The 18,333-nt window shown below is 37.8% G+C and carries 12 protein-coding genes; 6 read left to right on the forward strand and 6 right to left on the reverse strand.

Annotation, left to right across the window (positions count from 1 at the left end):
* Positions 1 to 163: 163 nt before the first annotated feature.
* The 4 genes from G7051_RS12700 to G7051_RS12715 all read left to right on the forward strand — a co-directional run bounded on the left by G7051_RS12700 (position 164) and on the right by G7051_RS12715 (position 4,943).
* The gene (locus tag G7051_RS12700; protein ID WP_166200811.1) at positions 164 to 1,219 is read left to right on the forward strand and encodes a hypothetical protein; all 1,056 of its coding nucleotides are present in this window, start codon (positions 164 to 166) and stop codon (positions 1,217 to 1,219) included.
* Between the two features lie 44 nt (positions 1,220 to 1,263).
* Positions 1,264 to 3,618 (forward strand): GH92 family glycosyl hydrolase, encoded by a 2,355-nt coding sequence (locus G7051_RS12705; RefSeq protein WP_166200813.1) that lies wholly within the window; start codon positions 1,264 to 1,266, stop codon positions 3,616 to 3,618.
* Positions 3,619 to 3,737: 119 nt separating this feature from the next.
* A complete protein-coding gene (locus G7051_RS12710; protein ID WP_166200815.1) occupies positions 3,738 to 4,349 on the forward strand; it encodes a zinc-ribbon domain-containing protein in 612 nt (203 codons plus the stop codon).
* Positions 4,350 to 4,526: 177 nt separating this feature from the next.
* Complete coding sequence (locus tag G7051_RS12715; RefSeq protein WP_166200817.1) at positions 4,527 to 4,943, forward strand: PaaI family thioesterase; 417 nt, start codon at positions 4,527 to 4,529, stop codon at positions 4,941 to 4,943.
* A gap of 32 nt (positions 4,944 to 4,975) precedes the next feature.
* Here G7051_RS12715 and G7051_RS12720 read toward each other — a convergent pair whose 3' ends face one another.
* Positions 4,976 to 6,652 carry a putative transporter gene (locus G7051_RS12720; protein WP_166200819.1) on the reverse strand — a complete coding sequence of 559 codons (1,677 nt, stop codon included), beginning with the start codon at positions 6,650 to 6,652 and terminating at the stop codon, positions 4,976 to 4,978.
* A gap of 313 nt (positions 6,653 to 6,965) precedes the next feature.
* Here G7051_RS12720 and G7051_RS12725 point away from each other — a divergent pair, with 313 nt between their 5' ends.
* Positions 6,966 to 8,354 (forward strand): hypothetical protein, encoded by a 1,389-nt coding sequence (locus G7051_RS12725; RefSeq protein ID WP_166200821.1) that lies wholly within the window; start codon positions 6,966 to 6,968, stop codon positions 8,352 to 8,354.
* 54 nt (positions 8,355 to 8,408) lie between these two features.
* Here the strand turns inward: G7051_RS12725 and G7051_RS12730 are convergent, their stop codons facing one another.
* From G7051_RS12730 to G7051_RS12745, 4 genes are all read right to left on the reverse strand, one after another.
* Positions 8,409 to 9,941: a glycosyltransferase family 39 protein gene (locus tag G7051_RS12730; RefSeq protein WP_166200823.1), complete on the reverse strand. Its 1,533-nt coding sequence runs from the start codon at positions 9,939 to 9,941 to the stop codon at positions 8,409 to 8,411.
* Positions 9,942 to 10,057: 116 nt separating this feature from the next.
* Positions 10,058 to 11,257, reverse strand: a complete 1,200-nt coding sequence (locus G7051_RS12735; RefSeq protein ID WP_166200825.1) for a membrane lipoprotein lipid attachment site-containing protein — start codon at positions 11,255 to 11,257, stop codon at positions 10,058 to 10,060.
* Positions 11,258 to 11,492: 235 nt separating this feature from the next.
* Entirely contained in the window at positions 11,493 to 12,275 is a 783-nt protein-coding gene (locus tag G7051_RS12740; protein WP_185154988.1) for an NUDIX domain-containing protein, read from the reverse strand.
* 337 nt (positions 12,276 to 12,612) lie between these two features.
* Positions 12,613 to 14,928, reverse strand: coding sequence for a TonB-dependent receptor (locus tag G7051_RS12745; protein ID WP_166200827.1), 2,316 nt, complete (start codon positions 14,926 to 14,928; stop codon positions 12,613 to 12,615).
* 235 nt (positions 14,929 to 15,163) lie between these two features.
* On the opposite strand from G7051_RS12745, the gene G7051_RS12750 reads away from it, so the two are divergent.
* Positions 15,164 to 15,796, forward strand: a complete 633-nt coding sequence (locus G7051_RS12750) for a M48 family metallopeptidase (protein ID WP_166200829.1) — start codon at positions 15,164 to 15,166, stop codon at positions 15,794 to 15,796.
* Between the two features lie 100 nt (positions 15,797 to 15,896).
* Here G7051_RS12750 and G7051_RS12755 read toward each other — a convergent pair whose 3' ends face one another.
* Complete coding sequence (locus G7051_RS12755; protein ID WP_166200831.1) at positions 15,897 to 18,182, reverse strand: carboxypeptidase-like regulatory domain-containing protein; 2,286 nt, start codon at positions 18,180 to 18,182, stop codon at positions 15,897 to 15,899.
* Positions 18,183 to 18,333 lie beyond the last annotated feature (151 nt).

Consider the following 18,333-nt stretch of genomic DNA (forward strand, 5'->3'; position numbering starts at 1 on the left):
TTCTCTGTATTCGAATAAGTTAGCAAAGATGAATTGATATTACAATTTGACAGATAAGTGTGGAAAGGAGTTGTCGGGATGACAATTCCTTTTTGTTATTGTTCAACCTCCTATTTTTTATATATTTACAAGAAAATATAATTTAGAAATCACACCAACGCATATGAGCCGACTCGTTGTAAGTATTATTTTTTTTCATTTAAGTTTAATGATGTTTTCTCAGCAAACATTTGTTACTGATTCTTTTTCAGATCATTATTATGGTAAAGTATATGTTGCCGATACTGCAGAAGTATTCTCACCGGGATGGATTGCTATTTATAAAAAAGGAACTGATAAAGAATTAATACGAGTTGAATCCGAAGAGTTGGCCGTGAGTTACACAGATAATTCGGTCGCCGTAAACGTAAAAGAATTGCCTTACGGAGAGCAAAGTGTGATTATGTACGAAGATTTTAATTTCGATGGCGTAAAAGACTTTGCCATACAGGACGGGCAAAATAGTTGTTATCACGGACCTTCTTACCAAATATATCTGGCAGACAAAGGACAATTCATTTTCAGCAGCGAATTTACGAGTCTGGCACAAGACTATTGTGGAATGTTTGGTGTGAATTCCGAAGATAAGCAACTATATACCATGACTAAGAGTGGCTGTTGCTGGCATCAGTTTGCTCGTTTTGATGTAGTGCAAAACAAACCCAGAGAAATATATAGAGTAGAGGAAGGGATGGACTTTTCAATTCCACAGTTTATCAATACCACTACGTTTGAGTGGAATGGAAAAAAGCTTGTCGAAACCTCAAGTGTTCGTAATTTGTCAGTAGATATAAAAGACCATTTGTTTTCTTTTGATATCCCGACAAAAAAGAAAAAAGTGGTCTTGTTTAATTCCGGTGATTACATGACTTACGCTTTTGTGAACGAATCTGATGAGGTAGAATATTATTACCCCAATGATAAAGATACCGCTAATTTCGAGCTGACTACAAGAAATGATAGCGATACATTGAGGTTCTCTACAAAAGATGCTCAATATATAATTTACAATACCGATACAAAAGTGGGTATTAAAGTAATTACTAAGGGCAAAACTTATGATATGCCCGGCGATGTATATACTCGCGAAAGTGGGCGGATGTTTTATTTATTTGATCACGGTCTAACTAACCTTAGTGGTGAAGACCTACGGAAATGGGGACCTACACTTTCCGATTAACTGAATGGGCTTGAAAATTGAAAATCTTTAATAATACCTAATTTATGAAATTATTTTTTATTAGTTTATCTGTTTTAACTCTCTCGTTTATGGGTTGTAACTCTGCCAAAGAGCCAGCCGATAAACCCGATTTAACACAGTATGTGAAGCCAAATATTGGTACGGCACACAGTCGCTGGTTTTTCTATACACCCGCATCCAAACCTTTTGGTATGGCAAAACTTGCACCCTCTACCAATGGACATTACGGTAATAAATGGGGATGGGAAGCTGTTGGTTACGACGAACGCCATACATCAATCGAAGGGTTTGCCAACTTCCACGAGTTCCAGATCGGAGGAGTTGTATTTGCACCTACCGTAGGACAGTTGCAGACACAACCCGGAACACTCGAAAATCCTGATGGCGGATATCGTTCACGTTTCGACCGTAAAGACGAGTTTGCAACCTCTGGATACTATTCGGTAGTACTGAAAGATTATAATGTAAAAGCCGAGCTTACCGCAACCGACCGGGTGGGATTTCATAGATATACATTTCCCGAATCGAAGGAATCGAATCTGATTTTTGACATAGGTCATCGTCAGGGAGAGAGTGGAGCTGTAGTAGATGCTCAGGTAACCTTAACCGATGATGGGCGTATCGAAGGGTATGTGACTACAAAACCCGAATACGTGAAAAAATATCAGGAAGATGCAGTCGTTACAATGTATTTTTCGGCAATACCCGATAAAGCTCCTGTAAGTTACGGAACATTTATCGACAGCACATACACAGCCGGTCAGAAAGAAGTTAAAGGTATCGGTGCGGGAATGTATCTCACATACGATACTAAAGCAAATGAAGCGATTACCATAAAAGTAGGATTATCGTACACTTCTATTGATAATGCACGTCTGAATCTCGAAGCAGAAGCCAAAGACCTTACTTTCGATCAGGCAAAAGAGCAAGCTCTTGGTACATGGAACGATTATTTGGGTCGTATCAAAGTGGAAACTACGAACGAAGACGATAAAATTAAATTTTACACTTCTCTGTACCATGCACTTTTGGGGCGTGGTTTGGCAAGCGATATAAACGGAGCTTATCCAAAGAATGATGGTACGGTTGGACAAATAGAGCTTACCTCTGATGGTAGACCTAAACACAATCACTACAATACAGACGCTATCTGGGGTGGTTATTGGAATCTTACTCAATTGTGGGCATTGGCTTATCCTGAGTATTATGCTGATTGGGTTCAAAGCCAATTACTTGTATACAAGGATGCCGGATGGTTGGGCGATGGAATCGCAACCAGCAAATTTGTATCGGGCGTAGGAACTAACTTTACAGGCTTGGTAATTGCTGCCGCTCACAACATTGGTATAAGAGGTTTTGATGAAGAACTGGCTTATCAGGCAGCACGCAAAAACGAACTGGAGTACGAAGGACGTATTGCCGGAGCAGGAAAAATGGACGTAGGTGCATTCGTAAAACGAGGGTACGCTCCTTATATCGTAAGCAAACCCGGACAAGAGGAATTGACCACCGAAGGTTCGCCATTCGGAACTTCGCATACCCTCGAATATTCTTTCAGTGCCTATGCTGTGGCTCAGTTTGCTAAGGCTATGGGTAAGACAGCCGACTACGAGCAGTTAATGAAACTATCAAAAGGCTGGAAAGAAGTATACGATCCATCCGTTAAATTTATGAGACCTAAGGATGAAAAAGGCGAGTTTATCAAAGACTTCAATCCTACCGCACCATGGGTTGGCTTTCAGGAAGGTAATGCATGGCAATACACATTCTATGTGCCTCACGATGCAGAAGAGCTAGTAGAAACTCTAGGTAAAGAAGAATTCAACAACCGTTTGGACAGCATATTTACGATTTCTCAAAAAAATATATTCGGAGGAGGTACTAATATTGATGCCTTTGCCGGATTAGAGGGATTGTATAATCACGGTAATCAGCCTAACTTGCATATATCTTGGTTGTTTAATTTTTCGGGACGACCTGACCTGACTCAAAAATGGGTACGTGCTATTTGTGACGAATTTTATGGTACAGATGGTATTCACGGGTATGGTTACGGACAAGATGAAGATCAGGGACAATTGGGTGCATGGTATGTGATGTCGTCTATCGGTTTATTCGATGTGAAAGGCCTTACTTCTCCCGACCCTGCATTCCAGATCGGAAGCCCACTATTTGATAAGGTAACTATCAGGCTTCCTCAAAATGTACGTGAGGGTGAGTTTGTTATCGAAGCATTAAACAATTCGAAACAAAATATCTATATCCAAAATGCATCGCTTAATGGAAAAGAAGATACAAGTTTAAGACTTCCTTATGCCGAATTTATAAAAGGTGGAACTTTAAAATTGCAAATGGGTGCAGAACCTCGTAAGCAATAAGGTTATACACTGTTTTATACTATATTGTACAGCCCGAAGAGATATTTCTTCGGGCTGTACTGTTTTGAGAATTAAAGGAATTCAATTACTTTTGTTCCCTGACACTAAAAAAACACACTATGTTATTCTTCTATGGAGTAGGTGCATACACCCGTAAAAAAACACCCGTAAAAATTTATAGAACCTGTTCTGATTGTCAGACATACAACTCACTGTCGGTTATACCTGTTTTTAAATATGCACATCTTTTTTGGATACCCCTTTTTTATTGTGGAAAAGATTATATTTTGCACTGCGATTCTTGTGGTTTGTATTATCAAGGGGGAGGAGTATCTGTTGATAAAAGCATAGCTAAAACAATAAAGCCTCCACTTTGGATGTTTTCGGGATTAATTGCGATTATACTATTCCTGTCTTTTTTATTTTGGGATAGAAAAACCAGTCCCGAAAGAAATAAAAAGCAAGCATTAGAATTGGTTGCTGATCCTCAAAAGGGAGATGTTTATGAAGTGAAATTCGATGAAAAAGAATTTGGACTCTATAAGGTTAATCGGATTGAAAATGATTCGGTTTATTTTCTAGTTCACGATTATGCTGTCGCCAACGCTTATGAGGTGTATCAATTGGGGGAGGGAGAATACTCGGAGAGCTATTCAATAGAAGTCGGATATCCAAAGGATGATCTTAAAGCGATTGTCAACGAAGGGTATATTCTCAAAGTTAGGCGTTAAAATTACCTTTTAAAAGATACGATCGCAAAATAGATTTAATAGAATATATCAATCTAGTATTTCTAGAGATACAATTGTCTTTGGTTCTGTGATTTATATCCTTCGTCCTTTTATTAATCTTGTATGAAAAACAATCATACCGTTTAAATCGTTATTTTTGTGTAAAATACACATATAATGAGATTAGATAAGAATAACATTCGCGAGAAGATTAAAGATACGATGATGGAAACTCTGAAAATGGAGTTTGTCGAAACTGATGAGCCTACACTGGAAATGACTATGCCTGTTGGGAAATTCAACAGTCAAACAATGGGAGTTTTACACGGAGGAGCTACTATCGCATTGGCGGAAACCGCAGCAGGAGTTGCATCGAATGTAATGTGTAACGAAGATGAGGCTTGTTATGGAATCCAGATAAGTGCCAACCATGTATCTTCTGCCAAGCAGGGCGAAACCGTAAGAGCAATAGCACGACCTGTCCATATAGGTAAATCTACACACGTTTGGGTAGTGGATATTACATCGCTTAGCAACAACCGTTTGATTTCTACAGTTACAGTTACCAATTTTGTGGCTAAAAGCAGAAAATAATACAGATTTAAAGTGACAAAAGGGCTGTGATTTTACATAAAAAATAAAAGAATCAGCTGGGTAGAGATAATCCGAAGAAACATGGTGACCGGATATACCGTTGCATAAGCTACGGCAGGCTCGTCACCCTCAACAGTTGTATTTGCATAATTGAGAGCCATGGGATTAGCCATGCTTCCGCAAAGCATTCCTATGGTTTTTGCATAATCACATTTCAACCCTTTTATAGCTACTGTTCCCACGATAAGCACAGGTACAATAGTTAAACCGAAGCCGATAGCTATCCAGACCAATCCTTCTCCATTCATTAAAGTATCGAAGAATTGTCCTCCCGAATCGAGACCAAGACAAGCCAGATAAACCACTATTCCTAACTGACGAAGCATGAGGTTTGCACTTTGTGTAGTATAGGTGGTGATACGAAAACGTGGACCAAATGCCCCCATGAGGATTCCCACTATAATAGGACCTCCGGCAATACCCAATTTAATGGGTACGCTGATTCCCGGTATTGGAATAGGCAAAGCCCCCAATAATAAACCGAGTGCTATACCAATAAAGATGGCGATAAGATTGGGATTTTTAAGCCTTTCAAGCTCATTTCCTAATATTTTAGCCACATTGTCTACCGATGCTTTTTCGCCGACAATAGTCAGTTTATCACCAATCTGTAAAGCCAGATCAGGCGATGCAAGCAGGTCTATTCCCGCACGGTCGATGCGTGTGATGTTAATACCGTAGAGATTTCTCAATCTGAGAGCCCCTAGTTTAACACCATTTACTTTGCTTCGGGTTACAATAATACGGCGTGATACCAGATGGCTATTGTCTATATGATTCCAGTCGATATCTTCTTTGTTCCAGTCTACCTCCTCTTGCTCTCCGAACAACACTTCAACCAGTTCTACATCCGATTTAATAGAGATAATAAGTACATGGTCGTTTATTTCCAATGTCGAATTAGAAGTGGGGATGGTTACCTTTCCGTCTCTCCATATACGTGATATAATGAATTTTCGGGGCGATAACTTCATAATGTCTTTGATGGTACGTCCTGCAATGGCAGGATTGGTTACCATAAATTCGCCTACATAGGTGCTTTTATCTTTCTTTTCCTTATTATTAATGTCTTCCCCTTTAGGTATAAGGCATTTTCTCATCAATGCTATTGCCAGAATAACACCTACAACCCCCAATGGATAAGCAACGGCACAAGCCAAAGCCATATCTGCCAGTTCTTTGGTCGAACCGGGAGAAATTTGTCTCAATGTCTGCTGTGCAGCTCCCAAAGCAGGGGTGTTGGTTACTGCCCCCGAAAGAATACCCATCATATTGGGCATCGATATATCGGTCGTAAAATAAATCAGAAAGGTGAGTGCTATTCCCAGTAATACAACAGCCATCGACATCATATTGAGTCGTAGCCCTCCTTTTTTCAGAGAAGGGAAAAATCCCGGGCCTACCTGTATTCCCAATGCATAGACAAACATGATAAGACCGAAGTTCTGGGCAAAATAGAGCATGTCGCGATTGACTTCCAATCCGAAATGGCCAATAATTATTCCTGTAAAAAAGACGAAGGTAATACCCAATGAAATATTGAATATTTTGAGTTTTCCGAGTTGTAGTCCGATAGCCGAAATTACGGAAATCAAGATAACCGTCTGTATCATCGACGGCTTAAAAATGGCATCTAATAACCAATCCATATTATTTGATAAGCAGAAACTTTTAGTCTCCTTATATTCGGGGTATAAAGGTATTACTATTATCTGAATTATAGCAATGTGTAAATGAATCTTTTGAGATGTTCCGCTTTTTTAGGTAATTATCTGTGTTTTCCGATTTAAGATGATGGAATAGTGTTAATTTGAAAATACAAACTAATAGATTGAGTAATTTTTGTTTTGTAAAAACTTAATAAAATAATTTTTTTGTTTGCAGAAACTTTTTATTGCATGTTATTGCGTAATTTTTTTAATTATTTTTGAGGCGGAATTATCCTTAACAAATCTTTTACATATGAGGAAAGCACTTACTATTTTCGGGATATTTATATCCTCTGTTTCCATTTGCTTCGGACAAGAGCTTGGTTATAAGTTGGGCAGTTATATTAATCCTGACTTTAAACGGAAAGAACTAGATTTTTCTTTTAATTCGGCAGGAAATTTTTATAAGACAGACTATGATAAAAACAACTCATTGAATGGAGGTGTCGGAGTAAATTATTTTGTAATAAGTAATTCAGTAAAAGAACAGGCACGTACTTGGGGTTATTTAAGTGGCGATGCAGGTTCTTCGAGCGGAGAGTATTCAAACTTGAGGAGAGCTTCTACCCGCTTGTCTTTTACTCGTGAAGCCTTTCGGTTTTTCAAGATTAACAAATTTATTGAAATAACTCCAAGCGTTAATGTTGATTATAATTACAGTAAGCAAGAGGAAGATAATCATTATTACGGAAGCTATGATGGAACCGATATTGTAGAACCATATTATGATAAAGATAATAATTTATCGTCAACGATATCACTAAAGTTAGGGATTGGTAAAGGGCGTATAGAAGATGTTGGAGATGCTCGTCAAGCAATGTTTATATTGCAGGAGCTGCAAAAAAAACATTTATTGAAAAAGACTTTAAATAACGATGAGGTAAATGCACTTACAGAACAAATTACGTTAGTCAAAAACCAACGGTATTATGATTATCGGATTCAGTTAATGGACGAGATATCTACTGTTGATTCGTTTCTTGTAGCTAATGATTTTGTAGATAAAGCTAATTCGGCTTTATATTTTAATGTTTTGTATGATAAATGGATGTATGGTGATAGAGACAGACGTGAAGCCGGATCATATATCAAAGGGGGAATTGCTCCCGAATATTGGTTTAGTGATTATAGGGAAAGGACATCGTTTGTCGGAAGTACCTATATGGAAACACGTAGATCTCGCGATATTAATTCATCCTATGGAGCTGCACTGTATGTTGATTACAGATACGAGAAACCTTTAAATCTAGCTTTGCAAAGTTCTTTTAATGCAGGCGTTTCGTCTGGATTATATAAATACAGAAGTTTTGACGACAATTTTTATAAGACGAGAATAAATGCCAGCTATAAATTAGGATATTATCCCAATACGCGTACCTATGTTTCGGGTAGTATTTCTCAGTCCTTTGAATGGAATAAGTCCTACTATCGCGAATCTGGTTTTGAGCCCAAAGAAAATAATTTTTCTATGCGAGATACTAATCTTCTGATAGATGGGTACTATTTTCTATCGCCTCAATTGCGTTTATTCGGACAATGTAATTTTTCGCTATCATACAGAAATTGGGGAGGTGGATATGTAAATCAGGATAAATATCCTGCAACAAGTTTTCAAATAGGATTAAAGTATGCTATATTTTAATAACTCATATATATAATAATGTGATGGCTTTCTTTGTTAAGAAAGCCATTTTTTTTACTGTATAGAATCATTTATTTCTAACGGCTTAACTGTTCCATCGTTTAACCTGAACAATTCGAATATATGGTTTCGGTAGTAAGGAATATATTTTTTATCCAGAATTTCCAGAAAACGAGTATTTTTGCTTTGATCTCTGTATTCGGTTATTATCCACAGCGGAGGATGTGTTTCCATCATCTCGTTTATTTCGTCCAGAATCTTTTTTTCGTGTCGGGCATGCCACTCCTGTAACGTGAAATACTTAATCCCGTTGTAAGGCATTAATCCCGCCGATGGCAGAAATTTAGATAATACCATATAAGGGTATACCGAATTGCGTTCGTTCTCGGGTATTTTTGAGGCTATATCTCTGGCTCTTTCTATGTAGTAAGGAGGTGTTTCAGATTTTTCCAGAGTTATGTAACGGCTTATACATATCCAAGAGGCAGGTATGAAAACGATAAGAAAGATAATCCATGACAGTTTTTTCTTCTCCGAGTTTTGGGTTATTGCATATAATCCCAATATACATCCGAATGCCAGTATGGGAATATTCAGTGTCATGTAATGATGATATGCAGCACCTGTATGGGTGGTAATCAATCCGAAAACAAATAGTAAAGCAGACAGAAGTATAACCTTGTAATCTTTATGTTTTCTGTAAAACAAGAAAGTACCTGCTGCTAATACAATGAAAGGTGTCCAGCACTTAAATATATAGATAACTGTTCCTATGAGCGACCCGAAGAGTGACCCTGTATCGCTGGTATCCACATATTTCAGATTGAATATAAAGGATGCGTATATAAGTTCATAAAGAGCATTGTGTACCCAGAAGTATGCTATTATAGGTACTGTTACCAATAAAAAGCCTAACGTAAAATAAAGAACGATTTTTCGTACACCCTTCCAGTCTTTATTTTTACACGTTACAATAAATATAAACAGCGTGCAGGAACATACGACTCCCATATTATTGAGTCGCAGCCAGAATAATATTCCCCCGCAAATTCCTATAAGGAGCAAATGCAGAGCTTTAACCCGATTTTGTGTTGACAGCCAAAACTTAATAGTAAGCCATAAGGTCAGGCTGATAAATGGTAAACTATGTTCCTCCGAGAGATTACCTCCCTCGATGGTGAATGTGAAAAATACGAGAGCAATTAATAATACAGTCAAACTGTTTATTGTCGATAATAAACAACGTGCAGCATTATATAAAAAAGCGAGAGTTATAGATAATTGTGCTATTTGTAAAATGAATATGCCTGTGCGGTCGTCAGATGACAGGCTTAAGCCCAGAGCTTCGATGAAAATGAGTATAGGACCTTTATGGTCGAAATATTCAAGATAAGGTATTCTTCCATCTAAAAATAACTTGCCCAACATAATGAATGTCCCATTGTCGCTTATATAATCCCAATAGAGTGGGCTTGTGGCAAACGAAAATACGGATAGATACAGAAATGCGGTGATGACAAGTAATGGATATACCCAGTAGGTATTATTGATCTTGTCAAAAGAAGCTATTTGATTGGTTGAATGCATTTTTGAAGTGCTGTTTGATGAAAATCAGTCGTACAAAAGTATATAAAAAATGATGAAGACAAAAATAGCCTGTAATGTTACAGGCTATTTATATTAAAATATAATTTGGATTGCTTTTATCTTCTTCCTGAAGTTCTTCCACTCGAAGCTGCTGAACTTGATCCTGAGCTTGATCGCGAACTCGAGCTACTGCTTTCGGTGTTTGAGCTTCTGTTCGGTGTTGAACTCGACGATGATTCTACTCGTGTTGGTGATGTAGTTGTGCTTGATGTACGTCCCGAACTGCTGGAACTCGAACTACTGCTACTTGATGACGAACTAGGTCTTGTATAGCTGGTGGTAGAGGTGCTAGAGCTTTCTCTGCTTGAGGTACGACCACTGCTACTTGCCGCTGATGAAGACGACGAACTAGGTCTCGAATAGCTGTTTGTTGATGTCCCCGAACTGGTCGATGGTCTTACAGCTGTACTGGTCGATGATGTTTTATCTCTGCTTGTACTTTCTTTGGGAGCTTCAGAAGGGCGTACAGTTACAGTACTAGGTCTTTCCGAAGAAGTAGTGCTTGGGTTTCTGCTAGGTAAAGTACCCGAACTTGTTCTGTCTCCGGTATCTCTGCCATTAGAGCCGGATGAACTGCTTCCGCTTGTACTCGGACGTGTTGAGGTCGATGGACGTTTGTCAGATTCTGCAGCTGCAGAAGATCCGGGGCGACTGTTACTCTCAGGATGCGTTGATGTTGATGGACGCTCTGTTGACGGGCGTTTATTTGATTCTGCAGCTGCAGAAGATCCGGGACGACTGTTACTTTCAGGACGTGTCGATGTCGACGGGCGACTACTTGACGGGCGTTCGTTAGAAGGTCTGCTCGGATTCGGGCGATTATTATTGTTATTATTTGGTCTGTTATTGTTATTGTTCGGACGATTGTTGGGTCTGTGGTTATTGTTATGATTAGGTCTTCCCGAACCGCCATTTACAATGATAATCGGACCACCCATAGGAGGTAGTACAGCAGGAGGGAAAGGAGCCGGAACAAAAGGAACATCATCATACAGAAACTCATACCCGGTCAGATAATCGTTCCAAAACTCAAGTGCATATACTTCATTCTGATAACTGCGGTATTGCAATACCTCTTGTATTCCATCTCTTGTATAATTGACGGTTAACACCCTTTCAGGATACCCTAAAAGGTAAGCCACCTCCTCTTTATTCATACCTACAGTGAGATCATTCATTCTATCATAGTATTGAGAGGTGGTTCCACAGGCTGTCAGTACAACAGCAAGGGTGAGTATAAATAATATCTTCTTCATATATGTTGTTCGTTAGTGAGAAACTTTAGTCCTTTATACTTCGTTAGAATGAAAGTTTAACAAATGGTTTAATTGAAGATTCATAATTATTGCAAAGATATACGTTTTTCTTACGCATTTGATTTAAAAATTAGAATAAGGTTAGATTTATTATAAAAAAACTGTACTGATTTTAAGGATTTCAGTACAGCTTCTATGTTTTAATGTAATTGTATAAGTGCTATGATGTTAGACCTTACCATTCGTTATAAGCAGTTCCGTTTTTAAGTGCAAAATTGTATTTTTCTTTATCGAAAGTAAATAAAGTGGCTGATTTTGACCCCCATTTTTTAGACACTTCGTCTAATTTAAGAATAAAGCCAGATGCGAGCATCTTACGTTGGAAATTGCGTCGATCTAACTTGCGATCGAGTATGGTCTCATAAATAACACGCAAATCGGACATGGTGAATTTCTCGGCTAAAAGCTCATATCCAATAGGAATAGTATTTATTTGAGAACGTATCGAATTTACAGCTTTTTCGATTATTTTGTTGTGATCGCCATACAAATCAGGTACTTCATTGATATGAAACCATTGTACCTCTTCCGAATCTGCCGCTTTAATTTTAAGTTTAGAGTATTCAACCAGAGCATAATAGCCAACGCTTACAAATCTTCTGAGCAGCCAATGCGGATCTTTTTCAGGGTGATTGGCATCGACGGTAAGTATATGTTTGTTGTCATCGGGATGAACCCTGCCTGTGTCTCCGAATAAATAAAATTGCTTAAGGTAAATTTCATTCAATCCGGTTCTTTTCGACAGAATACGATAAGCTGCGTCATTTACATTTTCATCCAGATATACAAACCCTCCGGGTAACATCCATTTTTGGTTACCATCAAATTTACTCAATAGTATTTTTAAAATTCCTTCATGAAATCCAAATATAATGCAATCTACAGATACACTTGGAAGGAAATTTTCAGCGTCTTTTTCCATTAAAGTCTTATAATTTTCAGCGTTTTTATTTGCCATATACGATTAAATAATTGAACGTATTTAATATTATTTTTCAAAACCATAACAAGCTATAGTTGTTATACTTGCCAAAGCAATAAAAAGGTCTTAGACCTTACAATATCTATTTATTCTCAAATTTAGACAGTCCAATTTAAATTACTCTATGTTTATGTTTTTTTAACAACAACCGGATGAGAGGTTTTTTACTTTGTTGTTGAGATTAGTGTTGTTTATGTCTTTGTTAAATAGTTGGTTATCTCTATTGTGTTAAATGGTGAAAATTGAAAGATCGGTATAACAAAAACTAGAATAATTGTTGTTATACCGACACTAAGAATTTGTTTGAATTTTATTATTTAGATCCGGACATAATTCCCGAATCGTTATCGGAATTGTTAAGCCTTTTGTCTCCACCTTTAAATTGTCGTCCGAAATTGACATTAAACGATGCCTTAACGAATATCAGTTGGGTAAGATTGGGAGTGTATATTTTCGATTGCGATGGTGCCAGTGCCGACCAGTTCTGATCGTTTCTCCTGTATGTACCGCCGAATGGATTGAAAGCTCCCAGAATAACCGAATAGTTCTGCTTGTTGTACCCGAAGCTTATAGAATGTATGCGTTCTCCCGATTCGAGCGATTCGCCATAGAAGTAATCCCAAGGAGTATACATCGAGAAGTTGGCAACCCAGCTTTTATAATTTCCGTCTATCGACATACGCATATACTTATTGGTGTAGGTATGCCTGTAATCGCTGCCCTCGCTGATGTAGTGGTTTATTCCCGGAGTAAAGGCAATGGTCAGGCGGTCTTTTATCGGACGGAACCGAAGGGTAACTTCGGCACCCAATTGTTGGTGTGCTTTTTGATTTTCGTAAGTCCGTATAAATTTACCATCCTCAAAAAGAATCCTTTCGGCTACCGGTTTTCGCTGGTAATTGTATTGTAGAAATACATCAACACCAAACATCCCTTTATCGTATCCGGCAGTAATATTATTACTATATCCTTGCGACATCTTCAGATTGGGATTACCTCTGCGAATCTGTAACGAATCGATTTCCTGTTCCACTGCATTCAGATTGGCAAGCGATGGAGTGTTGCCCCAGATATTAATTTTGTAACGGATAAATGTTTTATCGTTGATATTATAAGTTACACGTGCCGAGGGACGGAAAGAGTAATTTTCTTCTCGGTCTTCACCCTGACTGTAATACGAACGTATGCCACCCACGCTTGCCACATAATTGAACTTGCCTTTCTGTATCTGATACTCGGCATACACATAAGTTTCGGCAAGATTCATGGCTACTTCGGCCGCCGTATTACCTGTATATTGATTTTTGGTAAATACCTGAGCGTGTTTTACACCTGTGGTGAATTTACCTTTTTCGGTTTTCTTTTCATAGATACCTTCCGATATAAGCGAATATTTATCTCCTGTAATATGAGACTGGATATCTGTAACGGGGTTTCCGTCTCTCGACTCTTCGTACACACGGCTATTTTTAGAATCGATATACGTTCCCACCACATTTACAATTATCAGTTGATCTTTTTTGAGGTTGCGTTGAAAATAAATATCCAATGAAGGTATATTGGTCTTTTCAGACGAAAGATCCGAGATCGACAAGGGTACACTATTATCTGACGTTGTAATGGTACTCCTGCGGTTACTGTAAAGATTGGGCGAGTTGTTGTATGCATTTCTGAATACGACATTCAAAAAATATTTATCAGTTTCCATTAAACTATAATTCAAAGCCAGATTCAAATTGTTGTATTTGAATAGGGTAGGCTCACCCACTTCGTCGCGATGCAATGTTTTGTCCGGAAAATTAAAAGTTTCGCTGTTGCTTCTGGTCCACTTAAGTTTTCGGTGTCCCCAATAGGCATTCAAGCCGAATTCCGATTTTCGGTGGTTTACCTTCACTGCCAGATTATCTTCTGCAAAACCTACAGGACCTATTATATTCATAAAATCGCCATGTACATTTCCACCCGATTCTCTGCGGCGTACAATGTAATCCAGTACAGCAGATGCACTACCGTAACGGGCTCCGGGGTCATCGTGATATTCGATACGGATTATATCTGCGGGAGTAATGGCTCGTATTTCTTCATTGGTGGTCAAAGCACCGTTGATACGTAATTGAACCTCGCCTCTACCCGAAGTGGTGATGGCATTATCTATCGGGTTGATATTGATTCGGGGCAATTGAAGCTGTTGCAGCAAGTCAAGCCCATTGGTAGACGTTTTTATCTGCGATTCGGATGGGAATATCAGTTTACGATCTGCCTTGTCTATGACCGATTGTGCGGTAACTACTACGGCATTCAGTGCTACAGATGATGGTTCGAGTGTAATATTGCCCAAATTACTGTCGGTTGTGGGACTTTTAACAGGTACATATGACGTTTCGTATCCCATATACGATACAGATACCAGATAATTGCCTGTCGGATTGATAATATCGAATAATCCGTTTGCATCGGAGTTCACACCTTTTACAAAAGTAGAGTCGGACTCAAGCAATGTAACATTCGCATATTCGATAGGGGAGGCATTGGTTTTATCGACCACTTTGCCCGATATTTTTATTTGTTGAGCCGACAATGTGTTTATTATTGCCAGAGATACTATCATAAGGTTTACAATCCGTTTCATGTTATCTTTATTCTATTTGTATATATGACGGTATAAGTAGCACTTTGGTTACTCAATTGTGGATGTTTTTTTTATATAATTTCTTTAATAGTATTATGTTTGTTTGTATCGATTTAGTTATGAGTTGTTTGCGGTCTGTACACTTTTTTTATTTCAAACATAGGTGAGTATTGAGATTGATTATTTACACTGTGCTATGTATTCATTACATTTGTAAATATATTTAATTGAGAATATGATGAAATTTAAAATTTTAGTTCTATTATTGATTGGAGTTTCTACAGGTTTAATATCTATAAATTGTAGTGGTCGTCCAAGTGAAAGTGTTGACTGTCAAGAGGGCATAAATTTGCTTCCGATGTATGGCAGAGTTAATAAATGCAAGGGCCAATTGGATATTGATGCTGAATTCTTAAAGGAATCGGATAAGAAAGAACCAAATAGAGCTAAGGCTGCTATAGATATTATGGATCTTGGTTGGTATTATTTACATCAAGGAGATACCGACACTGCAATGAAAAGGATAAATCAAGCATGGCTTCTGGATAGTACAAATATTGCAGTTTATGCATCGTTCGTTGTTATTTTGGATTTAGTTAACAAGCCTGATGAGGCTATAAAAATGCTTGATCTTACTTTTGATAAGCTAAGTACTCGTATAAATCCCGAAATTCCGACTCAAATAAATCCAAGCAATCAAATGTTTGCCGAATTTATAGTCTCAAATACTTCTTTTACATATAAAAAGGTGAATAATTTAACTTTGCCTGAGTATTTATATACAAAGCTTGACACACTAAATATATCTGGTGTGAATGCAGAGGTATTGAAAAATGATTTAAAGCTGAATATTCCTCAAATTAATTGAAAAACTATCAATGATATAAATAACAGACTGCTTCAATTAAAGAGCGGTCTGTTATTTTATGAGAGAAGCTTCGATTAATTAAATAAAAAGGTCTGCGACCTTAAATATCATTGTTGTCAATTTTTTTATTACCCGATTTATATTGCCTTCCAAAGTTTATATTGTAAGATATTTTGAGGTAAGGCATTTTACTGATCGAAGAGCTGGTGACGGTTGACGAGCCGGGGATGAATGCCGACCAAACTTCCTGCCCCGATTCCCACTCCTTTGTAAAGGGGTTTATTATACCTCCCGATATCGAAAAGCGATCAGTTTTGTATCCTGCACTGATATTTTGCCAAATCTCACCCAGATATAGTGTTTCTCCTTCGAAATATTGAAAACTGTTTGACAGGAATGCGTTGAATATCCATTTTTTGTAACTGGCATTTACTTCAGCATTGTAATACCAATGAGTAAATGTATGTGTGTAATTGTCTCCTTTATTGATATAGCGAGCTATACCGGGTGTTATACTCATGGTCAGGTGGTCTTTTATGGGTTGTACCTGAATCCTTAATTCACTCATGAAATTATGGAATGCAATTTGATTGTTGTTCTGGTTAATAAATTTCCCATCCTCAAAGAAAATGTCGTTCGCTATATTGCCATCGACATAACGGTATCTCATCCACAGGTTTAAATCGATGATACCCTTTTTATATCCTCCCCACAATGTGTTTTGATAAGTCATAAATGGTTTGAGGTTAGGATTTCCACGTCTGATTTGTAGCGAATCGATGTCTTGTTCCACATCGTTTAAGTCTCCTTCCGATGGTAACCTGTTGTATATAGTTCCGTTGTATTTCAAATAAGTACCCTCATTGATATTGTAGGTAACCCGCAGCACCGGACGAAAGATGTACTTTTCGGTTTTATTTTCCCCTGTGCTGTAATAGGTACGAGTACCACCTATACCGAGTGATGAATTGAATTTACCTTTTTTGATCTGGTATTCACCATATAGATAAGTCTCAGACTGATTCATGTCTACCAGAGACTCGGTACTGCTGGCAAAAGTACTTTCGGTGTAAGCCTGAGTATGCCTTAATCCTGCCGAAATTTTGCTTGTGGCGAATGTCTTTTCATAAATACCTTCACCTACAAATGTATATTTCTTGCTTTTGTTGAGGTTGTGGATATCGGTGTAAAGTAAATCATTACGCCTTTCCTTAAATGTATAATCAGTTTTATTATAGGCATATTTCCCGATAACGTTTACTATAATTAATTGCTCATTTTTTAGGTTTCTCTCATAATATAAATCGAGTAAAGGAGCATTGGTTCTGTAAGAAGTCTGCTTGTAAACATTAACGGGAGTAGAGTTTCCCGAAGTGTATACACTGATTTCGTCGTCCCACGAATTAGGCGTATTTCTGTAATATTGACGAATAGCAGCATTGAAAAAGTATTTACCCGACTCTTGTAGGCTGTAATTGAGACTGTTGTTGATTCCCATTGTATTAAAAGGAATGGTTTCACCGATTCTGTTTTGCTGAATTTTTTTGTCAGGAAATACAAACGTTTGTTCGCTGTTTCGGGTAAAGTCGAGATTGCGGTACCATTGATTGCTGTTGAAACCGAATTCGGATTTTTTATGATTTACTTTTGCATTCAAAGAATTATTTCCAAATCCCGAAAAAGGATTGTTCATCAGCTCTGTATTTACACTTCCCCCTGAGTTTTTGCGTCTGGTAATAAAATCAAGTACAGCTTCAACATCTCCATAACGAAGCCCCGGATTGTCGTGAAATTCGACCCTTATCACATCTTCGGGAAGAAGTGCCAACACTTCGGAGTAGGTGACTATAACTCCGTTTATCCTCAATTGTACTTCGCTGCCGTTGGAGGTTTTGACTACATTGTTTACTTGATCGATAATAAGACGTGGCAACATTAGATTCTGCAAAAGACTGATACCGCTGGTAGATGCTTTTAATTGTGCAGTACTGGGTAGTATAACATCCCTGTCTATCTTATGAATAATGGGATTGGCAGTTATCGTGATATCATTCAGTGCAATAGAGGCAGGATGCAAGGCTATATCGCTTACATTAATATCTTTTTCTGATTTTTGCAATGGTAATATTTGAGTTTCATAGCCTAAATACGAAATGGAAAGAAGATGTTCTTCTTTAGAAACATCAGGAATAGAGAAGCGTCCGTCGTCGTTAGAATTGACTCCCTTAACGAAAGTTGAGTCTTGTTTTAGTAGAGATACGGTGGCAAATCCTATCGGGCTCGATTCTACTGCATCGATAATTTTACCTGATATTTTTATCTGTTGAGCTGACAATGTGCTTGTTATTATCAGTAGAAAGGTCAAAAGTGGTAATGTGTAACGCATAATATAGTCTTATTGTTTACTCAATAGACTCTATCGCGATGCTATTTGTTACACAAGGAGGGTGTGTAGTTCATTATTTTTCATTTTATCCATATATAAGTTTCTGATGACGAAACATTGTTTTGCTTATTGTATAAACTTATTGTAGCGA

Source organism: Dysgonomonas sp. HDW5B (assembly GCF_011299335.1).
Lineage (GTDB): Bacteria > Bacteroidota > Bacteroidia > Bacteroidales > Dysgonomonadaceae > Dysgonomonas_A.

What these genes read in the sequence shown, in the direction of transcription:
- G7051_RS12710 (WP_166200815.1), top strand. Translation starts at nt 3,738, where the DNA reads ATGTTATTCTTCTATGGAGTAGGTGCATACACCCGTAAAAAAACACCC.
- G7051_RS12745 (WP_166200827.1), bottom strand. Translation starts at nt 14,928, where the DNA reads ATGAAACGGATTGTAAACCTTATGATAGTATCTCTGGCAATAATAAAC.
- G7051_RS12755 (WP_166200831.1), bottom strand. Translation starts at nt 18,182, where the DNA reads ATGCGTTACACATTACCACTTTTGACCTTTCTACTGATAATAACAAGC.
- G7051_RS12715 (WP_166200817.1), top strand. Translation starts at nt 4,527, where the DNA reads ATGAGATTAGATAAGAATAACATTCGCGAGAAGATTAAAGATACGATG.
- G7051_RS12725 (WP_166200821.1), top strand. Translation starts at nt 6,966, where the DNA reads ATGAGGAAAGCACTTACTATTTTCGGGATATTTATATCCTCTGTTTCC.
- G7051_RS12750 (WP_166200829.1), top strand. Translation starts at nt 15,164, where the DNA reads ATGATGAAATTTAAAATTTTAGTTCTATTATTGATTGGAGTTTCTACA.
- G7051_RS12730 (WP_166200823.1), bottom strand. Translation starts at nt 9,941, where the DNA reads ATGCATTCAACCAATCAAATAGCTTCTTTTGACAAGATCAATAATACC.
- G7051_RS12720 (WP_166200819.1), bottom strand. Translation starts at nt 6,652, where the DNA reads ATGGATTGGTTATTAGATGCCATTTTTAAGCCGTCGATGATACAGACG.
- G7051_RS12735 (WP_166200825.1), bottom strand. Translation starts at nt 11,257, where the DNA reads ATGAAGAAGATATTATTTATACTCACCCTTGCTGTTGTACTGACAGCC.
- G7051_RS12705 (WP_166200813.1), top strand. Translation starts at nt 1,264, where the DNA reads ATGAAATTATTTTTTATTAGTTTATCTGTTTTAACTCTCTCGTTTATG.
- G7051_RS12700 (WP_166200811.1), top strand. Translation starts at nt 164, where the DNA reads ATGAGCCGACTCGTTGTAAGTATTATTTTTTTTCATTTAAGTTTAATG.
- G7051_RS12740 (WP_185154988.1), bottom strand. Translation starts at nt 12,275, where the DNA reads ATGGCAAATAAAAACGCTGAAAATTATAAGACTTTAATGGAAAAAGAC.